The 21,244-nt window shown below is 63.6% G+C and carries 22 protein-coding genes; 13 read left to right on the top strand and 9 right to left on the bottom strand.

Annotation, left to right across the window (positions count from 1 at the left end):
* Nucleotides 1-18 precede the first annotated feature (18 nt).
* Genes HRU92_RS19700 through rsmA form a run of 3 tightly spaced genes read left to right on the top strand, consistent with a single transcriptional unit; the run spans nt 19 to nt 2,842 of the window.
* Nucleotides 19-927 carry a SurA N-terminal domain-containing protein gene (locus tag HRU92_RS19700; protein WP_172125349.1) on the top strand — a complete coding sequence of 303 codons (909 nt, stop codon included), beginning with the start codon at nt 19-21 and terminating at the stop codon, nt 925-927.
* A gap of 38 nt (nt 928-965) precedes the next feature.
* Entirely contained in the window at nt 966-1,976 is a 1,011-nt protein-coding gene (pdxA, locus tag HRU92_RS19695; RefSeq protein WP_172125351.1) for a 4-hydroxythreonine-4-phosphate dehydrogenase PdxA, read from the top strand.
* Nucleotides 1,973-2,842 (top strand): 16S rRNA (adenine(1518)-N(6)/adenine(1519)-N(6))-dimethyltransferase RsmA, encoded by an 870-nt coding sequence (gene rsmA, locus HRU92_RS19690; RefSeq protein ID WP_172125353.1) that lies wholly within the window; start codon nt 1,973-1,975, stop codon nt 2,840-2,842. Before pdxA ends, rsmA begins: the two co-directional genes overlap by 4 nt.
* A 5-nt stretch (nt 2,843-2,847) precedes the next feature.
* On the opposite strand, the gene HRU92_RS19685 is transcribed toward rsmA, so the two are convergent.
* The 8 genes from HRU92_RS19685 to HRU92_RS19650 form a co-directional block, all read right to left on the bottom strand.
* Entirely contained in the window at nt 2,848-4,083 is a 1,236-nt protein-coding gene (locus HRU92_RS19685) for an MFS transporter (RefSeq protein WP_173089035.1), read from the bottom strand.
* A gap of 62 nt (nt 4,084-4,145) precedes the next feature.
* Entirely contained in the window at nt 4,146-4,784 is a 639-nt protein-coding gene (gene gmk / locus HRU92_RS19680; protein ID WP_248305141.1) for a guanylate kinase, read from the bottom strand.
* 96 nt (nt 4,785-4,880) lie between these two features.
* Entirely contained in the window at nt 4,881-6,002 is a 1,122-nt protein-coding gene (gene mltG, locus HRU92_RS19675; RefSeq protein WP_172125357.1) for an endolytic transglycosylase MltG, read from the bottom strand.
* A 138-nt stretch (nt 6,003-6,140) separates the two neighbouring features.
* Entirely contained in the window at nt 6,141-7,403 is a 1,263-nt protein-coding gene (gene fabF / locus HRU92_RS19670; RefSeq protein WP_127755321.1) for a beta-ketoacyl-ACP synthase II, read from the bottom strand.
* A gap of 30 nt (nt 7,404-7,433) precedes the next feature.
* A complete protein-coding gene (locus HRU92_RS19665; protein ID WP_035100440.1) occupies nt 7,434-7,670 on the bottom strand; it encodes an acyl carrier protein in 237 nt (78 codons plus the stop codon).
* A 191-nt stretch (nt 7,671-7,861) separates the two neighbouring features.
* Nucleotides 7,862-8,599, bottom strand: a complete 738-nt coding sequence (gene fabG / locus HRU92_RS19660) for a 3-oxoacyl-[acyl-carrier-protein] reductase (RefSeq protein ID WP_172125360.1) — start codon at nt 8,597-8,599, stop codon at nt 7,862-7,864.
* 43 nt (nt 8,600-8,642) lie between these two features.
* A complete protein-coding gene (gene fabD, locus HRU92_RS19655; protein ID WP_172125362.1) occupies nt 8,643-9,593 on the bottom strand; it encodes an ACP S-malonyltransferase in 951 nt (316 codons plus the stop codon).
* 109 nt (nt 9,594-9,702) lie between these two features.
* Nucleotides 9,703-10,071, bottom strand: coding sequence for a hypothetical protein (locus HRU92_RS19650; RefSeq protein WP_127754334.1), 369 nt, complete (start codon nt 10,069-10,071; stop codon nt 9,703-9,705).
* 314 nt (nt 10,072-10,385) lie between these two features.
* Here HRU92_RS19650 and rpsF point away from each other — a divergent pair, with 314 nt between their 5' ends.
* The 10 genes from rpsF to HRU92_RS19600 all read left to right on the top strand — a co-directional run bounded on the left by rpsF (nt 10,386) and on the right by HRU92_RS19600 (nt 19,895).
* Nucleotides 10,386-10,790, top strand: a complete 405-nt coding sequence (gene rpsF / locus HRU92_RS19645) for a 30S ribosomal protein S6 (RefSeq protein WP_127754335.1) — start codon at nt 10,386-10,388, stop codon at nt 10,788-10,790.
* Nucleotides 10,791-10,808: 18 nt separating this feature from the next.
* On the top strand, nt 10,809-11,063 hold the full coding sequence (gene rpsR, locus HRU92_RS19640) for a 30S ribosomal protein S18 (protein ID WP_035100429.1): 255 nt from the start codon (nt 10,809-10,811) through the stop codon (nt 11,061-11,063).
* Nucleotides 11,064-11,292: 229 nt separating this feature from the next.
* Nucleotides 11,293-11,865, top strand: a complete 573-nt coding sequence (gene rplI / locus HRU92_RS19635) for a 50S ribosomal protein L9 (protein WP_127754336.1) — start codon at nt 11,293-11,295, stop codon at nt 11,863-11,865.
* Between the two features lie 242 nt (nt 11,866-12,107).
* Nucleotides 12,108-13,592 carry a replicative DNA helicase gene (locus HRU92_RS19630; RefSeq protein ID WP_127754337.1) on the top strand — a complete coding sequence of 495 codons (1,485 nt, stop codon included), beginning with the start codon at nt 12,108-12,110 and terminating at the stop codon, nt 13,590-13,592.
* A 3-nt stretch (nt 13,593-13,595) separates the two neighbouring features.
* The gene (alr, locus tag HRU92_RS19625) at nt 13,596-14,726 is read left to right on the top strand and encodes an alanine racemase (RefSeq protein ID WP_172125364.1); all 1,131 of its coding nucleotides are present in this window, start codon (nt 13,596-13,598) and stop codon (nt 14,724-14,726) included.
* Between the two features lie 68 nt (nt 14,727-14,794).
* A complete protein-coding gene (locus HRU92_RS19620) occupies nt 14,795-15,343 on the top strand; it encodes a DUF1697 domain-containing protein (RefSeq protein ID WP_172125366.1) in 549 nt (182 codons plus the stop codon).
* A gap of 1 nt (nt 15,344) precedes the next feature.
* Nucleotides 15,345-16,745 (top strand): DNA repair protein RadA, encoded by a 1,401-nt coding sequence (gene radA / locus HRU92_RS19615; RefSeq protein ID WP_172125368.1) that lies wholly within the window; start codon nt 15,345-15,347, stop codon nt 16,743-16,745.
* Between the two features lie 122 nt (nt 16,746-16,867).
* The gene (locus HRU92_RS19610; RefSeq protein WP_127754341.1) at nt 16,868-17,515 is read left to right on the top strand and encodes a CvpA family protein; all 648 of its coding nucleotides are present in this window, start codon (nt 16,868-16,870) and stop codon (nt 17,513-17,515) included.
* Nucleotides 17,516-17,658: 143 nt separating this feature from the next.
* Complete coding sequence (gene purF / locus HRU92_RS19605; protein ID WP_173089033.1) at nt 17,659-19,161, top strand: amidophosphoribosyltransferase; 1,503 nt, start codon at nt 17,659-17,661, stop codon at nt 19,159-19,161.
* Nucleotides 19,161-19,895, top strand: coding sequence for an SDR family NAD(P)-dependent oxidoreductase (locus HRU92_RS19600; RefSeq protein ID WP_172125370.1), 735 nt, complete (start codon nt 19,161-19,163; stop codon nt 19,893-19,895). The genes purF and HRU92_RS19600 overlap by 1 nt, the downstream gene beginning before the upstream one ends.
* On the opposite strand, the gene HRU92_RS19595 is transcribed toward HRU92_RS19600, so the two are convergent.
* Nucleotides 19,892-21,172, bottom strand: coding sequence for a hemolysin family protein (locus HRU92_RS19595; protein WP_172125497.1), 1,281 nt, complete (start codon nt 21,170-21,172; stop codon nt 19,892-19,894). The genes HRU92_RS19600 and HRU92_RS19595 overlap by 4 nt on opposite strands.
* Nucleotides 21,173-21,244: the final 72 nt, after the last annotated feature.

Raw genomic sequence — 21,244 nt, 5'->3', positions numbered from 1 at the left:
AACAGGCGGATAAGCGAGATGGCGGTTGGAAATTTGGCCCGCGCGGCCGGGGCTGTGATGATCGGCGCGCTGATGAGCTTTGGTTTGGCAATGCCGAGCTTGGCAGCCAATGTGAAGGTCACCGTGAACGGCACCCCGATCACCGACGTGCAGATTGCCCAGCGCGTCAAGCTGTTCGCCATTGAAGGCAACAAGACCGGCCAGCGCGGCGCCACCGAGCAGTTGATCGATGAAGCCATCCAGATGCAGGAAGCCGAGCGGCTCGGCATCGAGGTTTCGGGCGCACAGGTGGATGAAGGCATCCTCCAGATCGCACGTAACACCAAGCTCAGCCAGGACAAGCTGATCCAGATGCTGCAGCAAAGCGGCGTTAATATCGACACGCTGCGTGATCGGCTGGAAGCGGCTATTGCCTGGAACGGCGTGACCCAGGCGGCGATCATGCCCCAGGTGCAGATCTCGGACCTGGCGCTCGATCAGCAGGCGGCCAGCAAGGTCGCGGCCTATCAGAGCTTTGATTATATCCTCAAGGAAATCATCTTCGTGGCCCCGGGCGGCCAGGGCGCCGGCGCCCGCACTGCCCAGGCCAATCGCTACCGCAGCAGCTTTTCGGGCTGCGACAGCGCGGTGGAACTCTCGCTCGGCTTTACTGACGCGGCCGTGATCGATGTGGGCCGTCGGCACGCCACCCAGCTGCCCGAAGCCATTGCCAAGGAACTGGCCGGGCTCAACGCCGGCGGCATCACCAAGCCGCGCGTGGTGGAAACCGGCGTGTCGATGCTGGCGGTCTGCCAGAAGACGCAGGCGGAAGACCTGACCTTCATCAAGGGCGATCTGCGCGCCGAAGCGGGCAGCGACGCGCTCAAGGGACAGGTCGAGACCTATCTGGCCGATTTGCGCAAACGCGCCAAAATCATCTACAACTAATCAGGGCCCGCTTCGGCGGGCCTTTTGCTTTGGGGGGTATGGATTTGGCTCAGCCGCTGGCGATCAGCATGGGAGAACCGGCCGGGATTGGGCCTGACCTGATCTTGCAGTTGTTCGCGCGACGTCATGCTGAGGCCCTGCCCCCATTTTGCGTCTTTGGCGCATCCGAGTTCTTTCGCGCCCGTGCGGCTCGGCTGGGCCTCGATCTGGCGGTAGAGGAATGCACGCCCGCTGACGCGGCCGAGGTGTTCGCGCGGGCTTTGCCCGTGTCAGCCGTTGAGGGGCTGGTGCCAGACCATCCCGGCAAAACGAGCCCGTTGTCGGGCCAGGCGGTGATCCGCGCCATCGAGCAATCGGTGGCCGCGGTGCTGCGTGGCGATTGTCGTGGGCTGGTGACCGCGCCCATCCACAAGGCGGCGCTTTACCATGCCGGCTTCCGGCACCCCGGCCATACCGAGTTTCTGGCCGAGCTTTGCGCGGGCGGCGGCAAGCCCAAGCTGCCGGTGATGATGCTGGCCCATGGCGACCTGCGGGCGGTACCGGTCACCATTCACGTCCCGATCAAGGATGTGCCGGGGCTCCTCACCAAGGAGTTGATCGTCGAGACGGGCTGCGCCGTGCATCGTGATCTTAAGCACCGCTTCGGGATCGCCGAGCCGCGGATCGGGGTGGCCGGTCTAAACCCCCATGCGGGAGAAGGCGGCGCGATCGGACGCGAGGACCTGGAGATCGTGGGCCCGGCCGTGGCCGAAATGCGCTTCCAGGGCGTTGACGCAGTCGGTCCCATTCCTGCCGACACGCTGTTTTATCCGCCCCATTGGCGGCAATATGATGCGGTGATCGCCATGTATCACGACCAGGCGCTGATCCCGATCAAGACGGTGGCGTTTGAAGACGCCGTCAATGTTACATTAGGACTGCCGATCGTGCGCACCTCGCCCGACCATGGCACGGCGTTCGACCTCGCGGGCACCGGGAATGGGTCGCCACGCAGTTTTCTTGCGGCCATCCGGCTGGCCGACACCATGACGGAGCCGAGCAAGGCATGAGCCAGATCGATGACTTGCCCCCGCTGCGCGAAGTGATCGCCGAGCATGGGCTGCGCGCTAAAAAGGAACTCGGACAGAATTTCCTCCTGGACCTCAATCTCACCTCGCGCATTGCCCGCGTGGGCGGCTCGCTGGAAGGCGTGCGGGTGATCGAGGTGGGTCCGGGGCCTGGCGGGCTGACGCGGGCGCTGCTGGCCGAAGGGGCGCGCGAAGTGATCGCCATTGAGCGCGACCCACGCACGCTCCCTGCCCTCGCGCAGATTGCCCAAGCCTATCCTGGCCGGCTGACCGTAATCAGCGGCGACGCGCTGGAGATGGACTACCGTGCGCTGGCGGATGGGCCGACCCGCATCATTGCCAACCTGCCCTACAATATCGCAACACCCCTGCTGACGGGATGGCTCACCGCCGAGCCCTGGCCGCCGTTCTGGGACAGCCTGACGCTGATGTTCCAGCGCGAAGTGGCCGAGCGGATCTGCGCGGCGCCGGGCGAGGATCCCTATGGCCGGCTTGGCGTCCTGGCCGGCTGGCGCACCGATGCGCGGATTGCCTTCAATGTGGGTCGGCAAGCCTTTGTGCCGCCCCCAAACGTGACGTCTGCCGTGGTGCATCTCGTACCCAAGCCGGTGGACGACACCATCGCGGTCAAGCAGCTCGAACAGGTCACCAAGGCCGCGTTCGGACAGCGGCGCAAGATGGTGCGGCAAAGCCTGAAATCGCTGGGCGTGCCGTTGGAAGGCCTGCTCGCTGCCGCCGGGCTCAAGGGCGATGAACGTGCTGAGGATTTGCCTGTTGGTGCGTTCCTCGCCATGGCGAGCGTATTGCCGCAGCTGCGCCAGGCAGCAGCGGCGGCCAGCCAGCAATAGGTCGGCTAGGCTCCGGAAGGGGCTGCAGGCACCGGCTGCTCGGATGGCAGCGGCGCAAGGCGGGTCAGGTGCAGCCCAACGAACAGGGCTGCCGCTGCCGCCCCGCCGCTAACCAGCAGCACGCCGTTCCAGTCCCAGGCGACCCACGCATAGCCGCCCAGCGTACCTAGCACCGATGAGCCCAGATAATAGCTGAACAGATAAATGGCGGAGGCCTGGGCACGACCGACGCTGGCGCGGCGGGCGACCCAGGCGCTGGCAATGCCATGGGCGGCGAAATAGCCGGTGGTGGCAATGGCGAGCCCCAGAATGATCACCGGGGTTGACGGCACAAGGGTCAGGAACACCCCTAGCGTCATGACGAGCACCAGGGTCCAATACACCCGCCGCCGTCCGAGGCGCTGTGCGAGGCCGCCGGCCCAAGCTGAGCTGAAACTGCCCAGCAGATAGACCACGAAAATGGCCGAGATGGCCGCATGACTCAGCGCAAAGGGCGGCAGCGCCAGCCGGAAACCGACATAGTTGTAAAGGGTGACAAAGCTGCCCATCAACAGGAAGGCCGAGGCAAAGAGCCAGGGTAGCCCAGGATCGCGGAATTGCAGGCGTACCAGCGCGGCAAGCTCACGCAGCGCAATGCGGCTGCGGCGTGAATTATGCGGCGCGGGAAGGAGCAGCACGACCACCAGAGCAGCGAGCGCGATGGCGGCGCCAAGAACCATGAGCGCGGGGCGCCAGCCAATGAGATCGGCAAGGATGCCCGACAGCAGCCGCCCGGCCATGCCGCCAATGGCAGTGCCCCCGATGTAAAGCCCCATGGAAAAGCCCAAAGCTTCGGGGTCCATCTCCTCGGCGAGATAAACCATGGCGACCGCGGGCAGGCCGGAAAGGGTAAGGCCCATCAGGGTGCGGATGATGAGGAGCGCGCTCCAATTGGGCGCGAAGGGCAGGACGAGCCCCAAAGCCGCGGTGAGGAGAATGGCCCAGACCATCAGCGTGCGGCGCCCCAAGCGGTCGGACACCCAGCTGGCGAGCAGGAGTGCGAGCGCCAAGGTGGCGGTGGTGCTGGAAAGCGCAAGGGAACTGGTGCCGGCGTCGAGCCCAAACTCGGCCGCCAGGATGGGCAGCAGCGGCTGCACGGAATACAGCGACGCGAAGATCGCGAAGGCGGACAGAAAAAACGCGATATTGGCGCGCACAAAGGCCGGGGTGCCACGGCGAATGATCTGCGTGCCGTTAGTCATGCCAGAAGTGCCTTGTCGCGCAGCGGGAGGTCGAGGAGCTTAAGACCGCAGCCCGGCGCCACTCAAAGGGAATCGATCTGGTTTTGCAGATCCTTGACGAAATTGTCGAGCTGCGTCAGCCGGCTCCGCTCGAGCCGTGCAGCGGCAAGGATGGAGCGCACTTTCTGGGTCGAAGCCTCCAGATCGTCATTGACGATGATATAGTCGTATTCGTTGTAGTGCTGCATCTCGAGCTTGGCGTTGCGCAGCCGCTTTTCGATCGTGCCCACGCTGTCCTGCGCGCGCCGCTCGAGCCGGGCGCGCAGCTCCTTGATGCTGGGGGGCAGGATGAACACGGTCACCATGTCCTTGCGGCTCTTTTCGTAGAGCTGCAGCGTGCCCTGGTAATCGACGTCAAACAGGATGTCGTTGCCGGCGGCCAGCTGCTCTTCCACCTTGGCGCGGGGGGTGCCGTAGAAATTGTCGTGCACCTGCGCCGATTCGAGCAATTCGCCATCGGCCTTCATGCGGTTGAAGGTGGGCACATCGATGAAATAATAGTGCGTACCCTCGACCTCGTCGGTGCGGCGGGCTCGCGTTGTCACCGATACCGACAGCCGGATATTGGGGTCCTGCCCGAACAGGGAGCGTGAAATGGATGATTTACCCGCCCCAGAGGGCGAAGCAATCACCAGCATCACGCCGCGACGTTGAGATTCCATTGGGGCACGGCCTTGCGTGAGGTTCTGTCGCTGGGTTGTTTAGCGAACAAAGCCTTGCGGTCAAGAGCCGTGCGCCACCCCGTCCCCAGCTGCGACCTATTGCGGCGCGGCGGGGGCCGCCTCACCCGCTTCTTCGGCTTCCAGCGCCTGGCGGGCTGCTTCGGCATCTGCCTCGGCCTGGGCGGCCGCCTCACGCTCTATTTCGCGCCAACGCGCCACATTGGTCTGGTGCTCGGCATAGGTTTCGGCAAAGGCATGGCCGTCAGAGGGTACCGGCCCCTTGGCCACGAAGTAGAGATACTCGTGGGTGTCGGGGTTGGCGACAGCGCGCAGGGCATCGGCGCCCGGATTGGCAATCGGGGTCGGGGGCAGACCATCGATCTGGTAGGTGTTGAACGGGGTCTTGGCTTCGATCTCGGAGCGCCGCAGCCCGCGCCCAAGCGGGGCCTGGCCATTGGTGATGCCATAGATGATGGTGGGATCCGACTGCAGGCGCATGCCTTCGCGCAGCCGGTTGACGAACACGGCGGCGACCTGTGGACGCTCGCTAGCGACCCCGGTTTCCTTTTCCACGATGGAAGCGAGAACCAGCAGCTCTTGGGCCGATTGGAGGGGCAGGTCCGGATTGCGGGCGGCCCAGATCGCGTCTAGCTCGGCCTTCATCGCGGCCTGCATCTTGTCGACCACTGACTGGCGGGTATCGCCGGGAAGGTAGTCATAGCTGCCGGGCAGCAGCGAGCCTTCGGGGGGCACCGGGGTGATTTCGCCCACCAAATTGCTGTCGCCATTGATCCGTTGCACCGCTTCCCACGTGGTCCAGCCCTCAGGGATGGTCACGGCGTAGCGGATCGGATTGCCTTCGGTGAGTTCCTTGAGGATATCGGCCATGCTGGCGCCGGCGGGGATGGTGAAGTCACCCGCCTTGAGCTTGCCTTGCCGCTCGAGCGCCCGCCCGCCCAGCTGGAACACATAGCGGTTGGAAATCAGCCCCTGCTCTTCGAGGCGCTCGGCGGTGGTGCCAAGACCATTGCCCGATTCGACCCGGAACACCGTATCGGCCTGGGCGGGACCATCGCCATAGAACTGGGATGCGCCAAACAGCAACACGCCACCGGCAACCACCAGCCCGATCACGAGCAGCGTCAGCAATCCGTTGAGGATCTCGAGAAACCCGTTGCCCGACCGCTTGCGCGTCCGCCGGTTCTTTGGATCGGCCATGTTGCTGCTGCCCCCGCCCTTTGTGGTGAATCGTTGTGGGGCTGTGTTCCACCGCAATGGCACAAAACTGTGGCACGGCCAGTCGCCCGGGCTGGGCAACCGGCGTCGCCGCCGGTCAGCCCCGCATCAGAGATTGCCCTAATCGGCCTTGCGCATCACCAGAGTCGCATTGGTGCCGCCAAACCCGAAGGAATTGGACAGCGCCACATTGATCTCTTTCTTGCGCGGTGTCTTGGGCACCAAATCCATGCTGGTTTCCACCGACGGATTGTCGAGGTTCAGCGTTGCCGGAGCAATGCTGTCACGCATGGCCAGGAGGCAGAAGATGGCCTCAACCGAGCCGGCAGCGCCCAGGAGGTGACCGATGGCCGATTTTGTGGAGCTCATAACCGCCCCGGCGGCGGCATCGCCCATGACGCGCATGACGGCGCCCAGTTCGATTTCGTCGCCGAGCGGGGTCGAGGTGCCGTGGGCGTTGATGTAGTCGATCTCGGCGGGGCTGATGCCAGCGCGCTTGATCGCCGCGCTCATAGCACGGAACCCGCCATCGCCATCGGGCGAGGGAGCCGTGATGTGATAGGCATCGCCCGAAAGGCCATAACCAACCACTTCGCCATAGATCTTGGCGCCGCGGGCCTTGGCGCGCTCATAGTCCTCGAGCACGACAATGCCGGCGCCTTCGCCCATGACAAAGCCGTCGCGATCCTTGTCATAGGGGCGGGATGCAGCTTCCGGATTGTCGTTAAAGCCCGTCGACAGGGCCCGTGCAGCCGAAAAACCGGCGAGAGCCAGCCGGTTAACGCAGCTTTCGGCGCCGCCGGCGACCATCACATCGGCATCGCCGAGTGCAATCAGCCGGGCCGCATCGCCAATGGCATGCGCGCCGGTGGAGCAGGCGGTAACCACGGAATGGTTGGGACCCTTGAGGCCAAAACGGATCGAAACATGGCCGGAAGCCAGGTTGATCAGGCGGCCAGGGATAAAGAACGGGCTGATCCGGCGCGGACCTTTTTCGTGCAGCGTGATGGAGGCATCATAGATGCCGCCGACCCCGCCAATGCCAGAGCCGATCAGAACGCCGGTGCGTTCCTGATCTTCCTGGGTCTTGGGCTCGACTCCGGCGTCCTGAATGGCCTGCGTTGCCGCGGCCATGGCATAGACGATGAAAGGATCAACCTTGCGCTGTTCCTTGACGTCCATCCAGTCGTCGGGATCATACTTGCCCTCGGCATAGGGGCCGAGCGGCAAGCGATGAGCGATCTGGCAGGCGATGTCGTCGACCTGGAAATCGTCGATGCGCTTGGCGCCGCTCTTACCAGCCAGAAGATTGGCCCAGGTTGCTTCTACGCCACATCCTAAAGGTGTGACGAGACCCAAACCGGTGACGACGACGCGGCGCATTTCCATTGTCGAGCCTATCGTGCGCCGGCCTTAGCCGACAGCCTTGGTGAGGAAGGAAACTGCGTCACCAAAAGTCTGGATGGATTCAGCAGCATCGTCCGGGATCTCGACCGAGAATTCTTCCTCGAACGCCATCACCAGCTCGACCTGATCGAGCGAGTCGGCGCCCAGATCGTCGATGAAGCTCGCCTTTTCGACGACCTTCTCAGCATCCACATTGAGGTGTTCCACAACGATCTTGCGGACCCGATCAGCGACATCGCTCATATTTGACTTCCCTTTTTCGAAATCGAAGTTTCGGTTGCTTCTTATTGGCGCCTAGCCAAATCTTCAAGCGCCGTCTTGGGCTGCCACACCGGAATATCGGCTTCCAGCACAGCTTTTCCCGGGACGGGGCCGTCCTTGCAGTGGGGCCGATAGGGGCGCCCGCTGCCCTATCCTAACGCAGCACCGGCGATTTAGATCATCGCCATGCCGCCGTTCACGTTCAGCGTATGCCCGGTGATATAGGCCGCAGCATCGCTGGCGAGGAACACCGCGCAGGCCGCCACTTCCTGGGGCGTGCCCAGACGGTTGGCGGGGATGGTCGACAAAATCCCCTCGCGCTGCTTGTCATTGAGTTCATCGGTCATGGCCGAAGCGATAAAGCCCGGCGCGATGGAATTGACCGTGATGTTGCGCGAAGCCACTTCATGGGCAAGTGCCTTGTTCATGCCGATAAGGCCGGCCTTGGAGGCAGCATAATTGCCCTGCCCCTGATTGCCCATGACACCCACGACCGACGAAATGCCGATGATGCGCCCAAAGCGCTGCTTCATCATGCCGCGCAAAACGGCACGGTTGAGGTGGAAGGCGGCGGTGAGATTGACCGCGATCACCTCGTCCCACTCCTCGTCCTTCATGCGCATGAAGAGGTTGTCGCGCGTCATGCCGGCATTATTGACCAAAATATCGAGCCCACCCAGCGCCGCTTCCGCGGACGGCACGAGCTTGTCGACGTCATCGAGCTTGGAGAGATTGCACGGCAGGATCGGACTGTCGGCGCCAATTTCCTTGGCAACATCCTCCAGCGCTGCCTGGCGGGTGCCGCTCAGCGCCACCTTGGCTCCCGCTGCGGCGAGCGCCTTGGCGATCTCGCGCCCGATGCCGCCGCTGGCGCCAGTTACGAGGGCGCGCTTGCCGGTCAAATCAAACATGGGACAGCTCTCCGCAGATAATCAAACAGGGGATCAACAAGAATCAGGCGGACAGCGTCGCGGCGAAGGCGGCGATGTCGTCGGGCGTGTTGACCGCCACAGCAGTAGCCTCAGGGTTGATGCGTTTGGCAAGGCCCGTCAGCACCTTGCCGCTACCCAGCTCGGCCAGATGGGTGACCCCGCCCTCGCCGGTGAGCCAGGTCACGCTTTCGGTCCAGCGCACGACGCCGGTCACCTGCTCGACGAGACGCTGGCGGATCGCGTCGGGATCGCTGATCGGCGCGGCCAGCACATTGGCGACCAGCGGCACAACGGGAGCCTGCATCTGCACCTCGGCCAGCGCTTCGCGCATGGCGTCGGCGGCAGGCTGCATCAGGGCGCAATGGAACGGGGCACTGACAGGCAGCAGCAGGGCACGCTTGGCGCCTTTGGCCTTGGCCAGCTCAATGGCGCGCTCGATGGCGGCGACTGCACCCGATACCACGACCTGGCCGGGGGCATTGTCATTGGCGACATCGCAGATTTCGCCCTGGCCCGCTTCTGCCGCGACGGCACGGGCGGTCTCGAGATCAAGGCCTAACAGCGCCGCCATGGCGCCATGACCGACCGGAACGGCCTTTTGCATGGCCTGCCCGCGCGTCTTGAGCAGCCGCGCCGCATCGGCAACAGTAAAGGTGCCCGCCGCGCAAAGGGCGGAATATTCGCCCAGCGAATGGCCCGCCACATAGGCAGCGTGATCGGCAAGGCGCACGCCGCGTGCTTCGAGCACCCGCATCACCGCAATGCTCACCGCCATCAGCGCCGGCTGCGCGTTTTCCGTCAGGCGCAACATCTCGTCCGAACCTTCGAACATGATGGCTGACAACCGCTGCCCCAGCGCCTCATCGACCTCGCCGAACACGGCGCGCGCTTCGGGGAAGCTCGCGGCCAGATCCTTGCCCATGCCAACTGCCTGGCTGCCCTGGCCGGGAAAGGTGAATGCATAGCGGGTCATTGACGGCGTCCTTGTTGCTCGGGAGCGGCGCCGCTCCCTCTTGGGAGGGGCGTTTGCCGGGTGTGTGTGGCAGAGTCAAGGCACTGGCCGCTGCCCCCGGCCATCCAATCTAGTTGTTGAGGCCAGCCGCCTGGCGGGCCGAGCGCTCGGCGACGTCACCGGCCTGCCGGATCTCGGCTTCGGTTTGCCCCAGGGCACGAGCACCTTCTTCGGCTGCGCGACGAGCAGCGACAACCGCATCGCGCCGCATCTGCTCGGTCATGGTGCCGGCCCGCGACCGCAGATTATCGATCGTCGCCTGGGGGTTGGCCATCGCGTCAACCGCGGGCGCCAGCGATTCGGGCACGTTGAGCTGCAAGGTGCGCGAACCATCGGGATTGGTTTGAACACTTGCCGCAGGCTCCCGGTCCGGCGCGTCATCACAGGCCACAAGCCCAAGGGTGGCAAGGAGCGCGAGTGGGGCAAACAGCTTTTTCATGCGAAACAAAATTCCTGGTAACGTTGAGTGGTCTCGCCATGGCAAAGCCTGAGCCGCCGGGCGGTTCCAAAATAGCCAACAGGCCGAAAAGCCTTGTGCGAAGCCCCTCTTTGGCCTATGTGACCCGCAGCATTCGTTTGGCCGGGGGCTGAACGGAGGGTTGGTGCATGGGGTTTCTCCTGCGCCGATAGGACCAACAAGTCCGGCCTCCCGTGTTCCCGCTCTTTGCAAGACTGCTTTGACGCCGTTCCCGGCTTCAAAGAGGCTCCGCGCCAGCAAGTGCACTGTGTTGAACCACAAAGGAAGGCGCATCAATGGCCCTTTACGAGCATATCTTCCTGGCGCGCCAGGACGTTTCCCAGCAGCAGGTTGAAGAGCTGACCGCTGCTCTGACCGAAGTCCTCGCTTCTGGCGGCGGCAAGGTCACCAAGAATGAATATTGGGGCCTCAAGGGCCTCTCCTACCGCATTCGCAAGAATCGCAAGGCCCACTACACGCTGATGAACATCGACGCTCCGGCTCCTGCCGTTGCCGAGATGGAGCGCCAGATGCGCATCAATGAAGACATCCTGCGCTTCATGACCGTGCGCGTTGACGAGCTGGAAGAAGGCCCGTCGGCCATGATGCAGAAGCGCGACCGTGATGACCGCGGCGACCGCGATGGCGGCCGTCCTGATCGTGGTGGCTTCGGCGGCGAACGCCGTCCCCGCCGTTTCTAATTCAAGGACCTCAAAGCTATGGCAATCAAAGACCTTACCACCGCCCAGGCCCGCCGTCCGTTCCAGCGCCGGCGCAAGACCTGCCCATTCTCGGGCGAAGGCGCTCCCAAGATCGACTACAAGGACGTGCGTCTGCTCAGCCGCTATGTATCCGAGCGCGGCAAGATCGTTCCCTCGCGCATCACCGCCGTTTCGGCGCTCAAGCAGCGTGAACTGGCTCGTGCGATCAAGCGGGCCCGCTTCATCGGCATCATGCCTTACGCTGTTCAATAAGCTCACTGGGACGGCCAGTTAGCGGCAATCTGCTGCGCTTCCGGTGCTCACGTACTTCAGTACGCTCCGCTCCGGTTCTCGCAGATCACCACTATCCGACTCGTCCCAGCGGCTTTTTGTCCGCGTAAGTGCCTGCCACAGTGCCCCTCACCAGGGCACATCGCTGGGGTTCCGGATGGTCCGGGGCTCCTAACCGTCCATGAGACGGGACAGCCACAAGGAAATTGCAATGAAAGTTATCCTGCTCGAACGCGTCGGTCGCACCGGCTCCATCGGCGACGAAGTGACGGTTAAGGACGGGTTCGCCCGTAACTACCTGCTGCCCCAGGGCAAGGCCTTGCGCGCCACTGCCGGCAACCGCTCCAAGTTCGAAGCCGAACGCGCCCATATCGAAAAGCGCAACGAAGAGCGCCGCAACGCCGCTGCCGGGATCGCTGAAGGCCTCAATGGCCATGTGGTGGTGATCATCCGCCAGGCCGGCGAAACCGGCCAGCTCTACGGCTCGGTTGCTTCGCGCGACATCGTCGAGGCCCTGGCTACCGACGGCTACACCGTACAGCGCTCGCAGGTGGACCTTGCCGACCCGATCAAGTCGGTCGGCATCCACACCGTCGCACTCAACCTGCATGCCGAAGTTGCGGTCACCATCACCGTCAACGTCGCTCGCTCGGAAGACGAAGCAAGCCGCCAGGTGGCTGGTGAAGACCTCACCGTCACCCAGTATGACGATGACGAGGCTGGCGATTTCGCCGCCGGCCAGGCCGATGCGGCCCAGGACGATCGTTTCGACGACTCGATCTAAAAACCTTCTGCCCAAATTTGTGAAAGGCCGGGCACCCTGCCCGGCCTTTCGCTATTTCCAGGCGCTTCGATTCGCCCCCATCTTGCCGCGTTCGCGCGCTAGCAAGGCAATCGCGCCCGCCATCCCCGTTATGCCCATAGTTCACAACCTTGTTCGCCAGCCGTTAACCTTTGTGGCGTAGCGCGAGACTCCCGGCTCCGTGCCATGGTTAAGAAGCGTTAACGATCCCTTAGGAGGTCCGCATGGCAGAGATCGCGCACTTCCCCCGCGCCGAAGAAAAGCCCCTTCGTCTGGCGCCACACAATGTGGAGGCCGAACAGGCATTGCTGGGCGCGGTCCTGGTCAACAACGAAGCGTTCTACCGGGTCTCGGACTTTCTCGAGCCCGTGCATTTCTACGAGCCCATCCACCGCGAAATCTACGAGGTGATCGGCAAGTTCATCCGCGCCGGCAAATCGGCCGATCCGATCACCATCAAGAGCCACCTGCCCGAGCAGCTACTCGCCGATATGACCATGCCGCAATATCTGGCGCGGCTGGCGGCCGAAGCAACCACCGTGCTCAACGCCGCCGATTATGGGCGGGCGATCTATGACCTCGCAATTCGCCGCAACCTGATCCTTGTGGGCGAGGAGATGGTGTCGGTCGCCTATGAGTCGGACGTCGACATGAGTCCGAACCAGCAGATCGAAAAGGTCGAGGGCGAGTTGTTCCAGCTCGCCGAAAAAGGACGCTATGACGGCGGCTTTCAGGCCTTTGGCGCTGCGCTCACCGCCTCGATCCGGATGGCCGGCGAAGCCTTTCAGCGCGACGGTGGGCTTTCGGGCGTTGCCACCGCGCTGCACGATCTTGACCGACAGATGGGCGGGTTGCAGCGCTCGGACTTGATCATCCTGGCCGGCCGCCCCGCCATGGGCAAGACCTCGCTCGTGACCAATATCGCCTATAACGTCGCCAAGGCCTGGAAGGGCGATGTCACCCCCGACGGGCACAACCGCACGGTGGATGGCGGCATTGTTGGCTTTTTCAGCCTTGAAATGAGCTCCGAACAGCTTGCCACCCGTATTCTGGCGGAGCAGGCGGAAATCTCCTCCTCCGATATCCGCCGCGGCCGTATCCATGACAGCCAGTTCTCCAAGCTGGTGGATGTGTCCAATGCCATGAGCCGGGTGCCGCTTTATATCGACGACACCGGCGGCATCTCGGTGGCGCAGATGGCGGCCCGCGCCCGGCGCCTGAAGCGGCAAAAGGGTCTGGACCTCTTGATCGTCGACTATTTGCAACTGCTGTCCGGCTCGTCCAAATCCTCGAGCCAGAACCGCGTGCAGGAGTTGACCGAGATCACCACCACGCTCAAGGCGCTGGCCAAGGAGCTGGAAGTGCCCATCATCGCGCTGTCCCAGCTGTCCCGTCAGGTGGAAGCGCGCGACGACAAGCATCCCCAGCTCGCCGACTTGCGCGAATCGGGCTCGATCGAGCAGGACGCCGACGTGGTGATGTTTGTGTATCGCGAAGAATACTATCTCAAGAACAAGGAGCCCAAAGAGGGCACGCCCGAGCACATTGCCTGGCAAAGCGAGATGGAAAAGGTGCATGGCAAGGCCGAAGTGATCATTGCCAAGCAGCGTCACGGCCCGACCGGCACGGTGCAGCTCTCGTTTGAGGCGCAATATACCCGCTTCGGCAATCTGGCTCGCGCCGATTACCTCCCCGAGCGAATGGAATAATTCATGGCCCTGCAATCCGGCCTGGGCGGCCAGTTGAGCATCGATCTTGGCGCGCTGGCCCGTAACTGGCGCGCCCTCGACAAAGTCAGCGCCGGAGCGCTGACTGGCGCCGTGGTGAAAGCGGACGCCTATGGCACCGGCATCACCCAGGCCAGCAAGGCCCTGTTTGCGGCAGGCGCCCGATTCTTTTTCACCGCAACCCCTGACGAGGCGCTTTCAGTGCGCGCCGCCCTGCCCGAAGCCCATATCTTTGTGCTGGACGGGCTTTACCCCGGGGCGGCCAATCTTTACGTGCGGCAAAACCTGATGCCGGTGATCTCCTCGGTGCCTATGCTTGAGGAATGGCTGGCCAAATGCGTGGAGCGCAACGAGGCCTATCCTTGCGCTTTTCATTTCGATACCGGCATGAACCGCCTGGGTTTCCGGCTCAACGAGGCCGAGGAAGTGCGCGAGCGCACCGCGGCGCTTGGTTATCAGCCGCAAATGCTGATGAGCCACCTGGCCTGTGCCGACCAGCCCAACCATGAAAAGAACCGCACGCAGCTGGCGCTGTTCAGCTCCGTGCTCAACCAATTCCCCAATATCCCGGCCTCGCTCGCCAATTCGGCCGGGCTGATGACCGGACGCGAATATCATTTCCAGATGGTACGACCTGGCATCGCCCTTTATGGCGGGCGCGCGGTCAACGGGCGCCGCAACCCGATGGCGCCCGTGGCAACGCTGCACGTGCCCATCTTGCAGGTGCGCGAAGCCCGCACCGGGGAAACCGTTGGTTACGGCGCCCATTATTCGCTGGCCCGCGACAGCCGTCTGGCGATCCTTGGTCACGGCTATGCCGATGGCTGGCTGCGTTCGCTGTCCTCGGCAACGGCGCGGCAGACCGCCAAGGCCTATATTCGCGGCAAGCTCTGCCCCATCATCGGGCGCATCTCGATGGACCTTTCCATCGTCGACATCACCGAGCTCGGTTCCGACCTGCCCCTTCCCGGTGAAGCGGCGGAAATCCTGGGCGCCAATGTGCCGGTGGACGAGCAGGCCGATGCCGGCAATACGATCGGCTATGAATTGCTGACTTCGCTGCGGCTGGCTCGGGTCAACCGGGTATATCTCGGCGACGGCGTCGGCGAGGATTAGCGTTCGTCTTTTGTTCTTGCCGCCCCGTCGTCCTTGTCGTATTGCCTGAGGGGAAACGAGAGGGTGCGATGGGCGTATATGTGATCCTGCTGCGGGCCATCGGTCCGGTCACGCACAAGATCATGTCCATGGCCGCCTGGCGCGATGCGGTAGCGGCCGCCGGCTTTACCGCGCCGCAGACCTATATCGCTACCGGCAACATGATCGTGCAAAGCGACGATACGCCAGCCGAGGTGGAGCGCCGGATGAACGAGATCGTCCGCGGCTTGGGCTTGGGCCCCGGCAATGTGGCGGTGGTGCGCACCTCAGCGCAGGTGCGCCAGTTGGTGGACAGCAATCCCTTCCCCGAAGCGGCGGCCGAGCGTGGCGGGCAGATGGGCGTGTATTTCTTTGTGGACCCCAGCCCGGACTTCGGCTGGGTCGCCCAATATAACGGCCCGGAACAGTTGCATGTCGAGGCCAACCACCTGATCGTCGATTATACCAGGAAGATCTCTGCTAGCCCCAAGCTTCCCGGTCTGATCGAGAAGCGATCGGGCACCGCCACCGCCCGCAACTGGAATACACTCAAAGGACTGGCCGAACGCGCCAGCGCCCGCGAGCAGAAGGATCACTGACTTGGCAAAATCGCGCTCTTCCTTTGTCTGCCAAGCCTGCGGCGCGGTCACCAGCCGCTGGCAGGGCCGCTGCGACGCTTGCGGCGAGTGGAACACCATTGTCGAGGAACTTACCGATAGCGGCGTGGGCGCGGGACCCAAATCGGCCAGGGCTGGCGGCAAGCCGACCAATCTCGTGCCCCTTTCGGGGGAAACCGAAACCGCGGCGCGCGTCATCACTGGCATTGCCGAACTCGACCGGGTGACCGGCGGTGGCTTCGTGATGGGTTCGGCCCTGCTCGTGGGCGGCGATCCCGGCATCGGCAAGTCAACGCTCCTCTTGCAATCGGCAGCGGCGCTTGCCAATCGTGGCAAGCGCGTCGTTTACGTGTCGGGCGAAGAAGCGGTGGCGCAGGTGCGCCTGCGTGCCCAGCGGCTGGGGCTGGGGGAAGCCGAAGTGTTGCTCGCGGCCGAAACCAATGTCGAGATCATTCTCGCCACGCTCGAAAACGGGCCGCCGCCCGATCTTGTCATCATCGACTCCATCCAGACCCTCTGGACCGACCGCGTCGACAGTGCGCCGGGCACCGTCACCCAGGTGCGCACCTCCGCCCAGGCGCTGACGCGCTTTGCCAAGAAAAGCGGCGCCGCCGTGGTGCTGGTGGGCCATGTGACCAAGGACGGCCAGATCGCCGGCCCACGCGTCGTCGAGCACATGGTGGATGCCGTGCTGTATTTCGAGGGCGACACCAGCCACACTTTCCGCATCCTGCGCGGCGTCAAGAACCGCTATGGCGCAACCGACGAGATCGGGGTTTTCGCCATGACCGAGCGGGGGCTCGAACAGGTGGCCAATCCATCAGCGCTGTTCCTGGATCAGCGTGACGAAGGCGCCGCCGGCTCGGCCGTGTTCGCCGGGCTCGAAGGCACTCGGCCGCTGCTGGTTGAAATCCAGGCCTTGGTGTCGCCCTCGCCCTTGGGTACGCCCCGGCGGGCGGTGGTGGGCTGGGATTCCTCGCGCCTGTCCATGGTGCTGGCGGTGCTGGAAACCCGTTGCGGCGTGCGGATCGGCGCCAACGACATCTATTTGAACGTGGCGGGCGGGCTCAAGATCAACGAACCGGCAGCCGACCTCGCCGTTGCAGCCGCGCTGATCTCGTCCCTCACCGGTTCGCCCCTGCCGGCGGATGCGGTGTATTTCGGCGAAATCTCGCTCGCCGGCGGTGTGCGGCCGGTGGTGCACGGCTCCTTGCGCCTGCGCGAAGCCCATAAGCTTGGGTTCAAGTCGGCTTCCACCGGGCGCCTTGCTAGCAATGACCGGCATGGCGGGCTCGACATCGCAGAATTCTCGGTGTTGTCCGAACTGGTTGGGCGCATTGCCGCCAATGGCAAGGCGCCCGCCCATCCCGGCGAGGACGACTAAGCAGCGCCTTTCAGGGGACATCCTGCCGCGCCCCCGGGTCCTGCCCTTGGCATCTCAGCTTAAAGCAGTTAAACGAGGCGCTTGTTGCACCTGACCCAACAAGCAGAACAGGCAAATAGACTATGCTAACAGCGTTCGATGTCGGTGTTGGTGTGCTGGTGCTGATTTCAGCAATCCTGGCCACAGCCCGCGGCCTGACCCGCGAAGTCTTGTCACTTGCCACCTGGGCCGGTTCGGCCGCGATTGCCATCTATATGTGGCAATATCACCCCGAAATCGCGCGGCAATATATCGCCGAACAGGTGGTCGCCGATATCGCCACCGTAGTTGGCACCTTCATCATTTCCCTGATCGTGCTGCATCTGCTCACCATGCGGATTGCCGACTTTGTGGTGGATAGCCGGGTTGGGCCGATCGACCGTACGCTGGGCTTTGTGTTCGGCGTGCTGCGGGGTGTGCTGATCGCCATTGTCGTCACCATTTTCGGCACCTGGCTCCTGGGCAGCAACCTGCCCCCCTGGGCCGCCCAGTCCCAGACCCTGCCGCATCTGCAAAGCATGGGCAATTCGCTGATCGCCATGCTGCCGCCTGACCTCGAAGAACAGGTTACCGAAATCCTCAAGGGTGGCACTGGCCTGACCGATGACGCCGAGGACGCCCCCGGCCCTGCCGACGAAGGCACCGATACCAATGAGGACGGCACAGTCCCGCCGCCGGCGGGCGCGCCGACAACGCCTCCCGCACCGGTCACGCCAGCTACGGGGGCGTGATCAAGCCTTGGTGACCCGGCCAGCATGGGCATGCCTGCCGGGCCATATCGGCATTGGTACATGCCGCCTGAATAAGGTATGGGTCACCATCCGCTATAGTTTCTGCGCCGGACGCTTCGCACCGGCTACCGCACAAGCCTGAAATGGAGAGCCCGGTGGTCCATCCGAGCGATGACGATTTCGATCTTGACGGCGACACCCTGCATGAAGAGTGCGGGGTGTTTGGCATTTTGGGGCATCCCGATGCCCCGGCACTGACTGCGCTGGGGCTGCATGCGCTGCAGCACCGGGGGCAGGAAGCGGCCGGCATCGTTTCGTTTGATGGGCGCCAGTTTCACTCCGAGCGCCAACTGGGGCTGGTGGGCGACCACTTCACCGACCCCGCGACGCTCAAGCGCATTCCCGGCTCCATGGCCATGGGCCATGTGCGCTATTCCACCACCGGCGAAACCATTCTGCGCAATGTGCAACCCTTGTTCGCCGAACTGGAAGTTGGCGGCATTGCCATCGCCCATAATGGCAACCTGACCAATGGGCTGACCCTGCGCCGGCGCTTGATCGCGCAGGGCGCGATTTGCCAGTCGACCTCGGATACCGAGGTGATCCTGCACCTGATCGCCCGGTCGCAGCGCACCTCGTCCTCGGACCGGTTTGTGGATGCGATCGGGGCAGTTGAAGGTGCCTATGCCATGGTGGCGATGACGCGCACCAAGCTGATCGGCGCACGCGACCCCAACGGCATCCGCCCGCTGGTGCTGGGCGATCTGGATGGCAAGCCCATCTTTGCTTCGGAAAGCTGCGCGCTCGATATCATCGGCGCCAAGTTCGTCAGGGATATCGAGAACGGGGAAGTGGTGGTCTGCGAGATCCAGCCCGATGGCTCGATCAGCATCGAATCGCTCAAGCCCTTCCCGCCCCGTCCGGAGCGGATGTGCCTGTTCGAATATGTTTATTTCGCCCGCCCCGATTCGGTGGTCGCCGGGCGCAGCGTCTATGCGGCGCGCAAGCGCATGGGCATGAACCTGGCCAAGGAAGCTCCGGTCGATGCCGATGTGGTGGTGCCCGTGCCCGATGGCGGCACGCCCGCGGCCATCGGCTTTGCCCAGCAGAGCGGCATTCCGTTCGAGCTCGGCATTATCCGCAACCACTATGTGGGCCGCACCTTTATCGAACCGACTCAGTCGATCCGTGCCTTTGGCGTCAAGCTCAAGCACTCGGCCAACCGCGCCGAGATCGCGGGCAAGCGGGTGGTGCTGATCGACGATTCCATCGTGCGCGGCACCACATCGGTGAAGATCGTGCAGATGATCCGCGAAGCGGGCGCGAGGGAAGTCCATATCCGCGTCGCCAGCCCCATGATCCATTATTCCGATTATTACGGCATCGACACGCCCGACCCAGACAAGCTGCTGGCCAACCAGCACGCGGACCTCGCTTCCATGTGTCGGTTCATCGGCGCCGATTCGCTGGAGTTCCTCTCCATTGACGGGCTCTACGAAGCTGTGGGCGGCGCCAAGCGCAATCCCCAGGCGCCCCAGTTTACCGACCATTATTTCACCGGCGACTACCCAACACAGTTGACGGATCTGAACGGGCGCTCCAAGAACGAACCCAAGCAGATTTCCTTGTTGCGAGAGGCTGGTTAATGCCTGCAGAACACGATCTTGCGGGCAAAGTTGTCCTGGTCACCGGCGCATCGCGCGGTATCGGCTATGCCAGCGCCCTCGAAGCGGCCCGTCGCGGCGCCCATGTGGTCGCGGTCGCCCGCACCGTTGGCGCCCTTGAAGAGCTGGATGACGAAATCCAGGAGCTCGGCTCATCCTCAACGCTCGTGCCGCTCGACCTACGTGATGGCGATGCCATCGACCGGCTGGGCGCGGCGATATTCGAGCGCTGGGGTGCGCTGGATGGCCTGATCGCTAATGCAGGCATGCTGGGCACGCTGTCGCCTGTGCCCCATCTCAAGCCCGAAGAATTTGAATCGGTGATGGCGGTCAATGTCACCGCCAATTACCGGCTGATCCGCGCCACCGACCTGCTGCTGCGCCAGGCGGCGGATGGACGGGTTGTGTTCGTGTCCTCGGGCGCCGCGCGCAATGTCCGGCCCTATTGGGGACTTTACGCCGCGAGCAAAGCCGCGGCCGACGCTTTGGCCAAGGCCTATGCCGGCGAAATCGAGCAAACCCGCTTGCGCGTCAATGTGTTCTATCCCGGCGCCGTGCGTACCGCGATGCGCGCTAAGGCGATGCCGGGGGAGGATCCTGAGACCCTGCCCCGCCCACAGGATGTTGCGCCGCGCCTGGTGGATTTGCTGAGCCCGTCGCTAACGCAGACGGGCCAGATCTATGACATGCGCCAAGGCGGGTTTACCCCGCTCTAGGCCGTTGTCGTGACGCCATCGAGCCGCGTCATCAGCACCTTGTCGATCCTGCGGCCATCGAGATCAACGATCTCGAAGCGCCAGCCGTCGTGCTCGAAGGTTTCGCCCACGGCGGGCAGGCGGTTGATGGTCGAAAGCACATAGCCCGCTACGGTTTCAAAACGCGCATCCTTGGGGATGGCGACCTTGAGCTTTTCACTGAACTCGTCCACAGGCATCCAGCCGGCCACGAGGTAGGAGCCGTCTTCGCGCCGGACCACGGCCGGATCGTCGCCGGTTTCTTCCTGGAACACGCCGGTGATGACTTCCAGAATGTCGCCGGAGGTGACAATGCCTTCGAAATGGCCGTATTCATCCACGACCAGCGCCATATGCACGGTGGAATTGCGAATGGCGCGCACGACGTCGAGCGCATCGGCATGATCCATGACCACTGGCACAGGCTGCACGAATTTGCGGATATCGAGCGGCTGCCCGTTGGCGAAAGTGGCGACAAGATCGGTGATCGCCACGACGCCAATGATGGAGTCGGCGTCGCCGTCCTGCACCAGGAGGCGCGAACGGTGCGTGCTCAGGATGTTGCGGCGGATTTCAGCGCCGTCATCGGCAAGATCGATCACATCTACTTCGAGGCGCGGCGTCATCAGGCCGCGCGCGGAGCGATCAGCGAGACGCATGACGCCTGAGATCATGGAGTGCTCGTCGGTCTCGATCACGCCGGCCGTGGTGGCTTCCGCGATGATGGTGCGCACTTCTTCTTCGGTGACCGTTTCTTCCATCTGGCCGCCCTGCCCCAAAAGGGTCAGCACCGCCTTGCCCGAGATGTCGAGTACCCAGACGATGGGCGAGCCAACCTTGGCCAGCAGCTTCATCGCGGGGGCGACGCGGGCGGCAACGCCTTCAGGGTCGCGGAGAGCGATCTGCTTGGGCACCAGTTCGCCCAGGATCAAGGAGATATAGGTGATGAACAGCACCACTCCGCCCACACCCACCACATCGGCGATGTTATCGGGGACACCCAGGGCTTCGAGCCAGTCGGTGAAGCGCAGGCCAAGCGTCGCGCCGGAGATGGCGCCAGACAGGATGCCGACGAGGGTGATACCGATCTGCACCGAAGACAGGAACTTGCCGGAGTCCTCGGCCAGATGGATGGCGACCTCAGCCCCCTTGTTGCCGGCATCGGCCATGGTGCGCAGGCGCGCCGGACGGGCGGAAACAACGGCGAGCTCGGACATGGCCAACGCGCCATTGACGATGGTCAGAACGATTACGATCAGGATTTCTAGGAACAAGATTTCAACGTGATACGCGGCCCCGCACTCAGCATCGGGTCGCTTCAGACACGTTGA

Source organism: Devosia sp. 1635, assembly GCF_013185955.1.
GTDB lineage: Bacteria > Pseudomonadota > Alphaproteobacteria > Rhizobiales > Devosiaceae > Devosia.
This window is presented reverse-complemented; position numbering and strand designations above follow the sequence as displayed.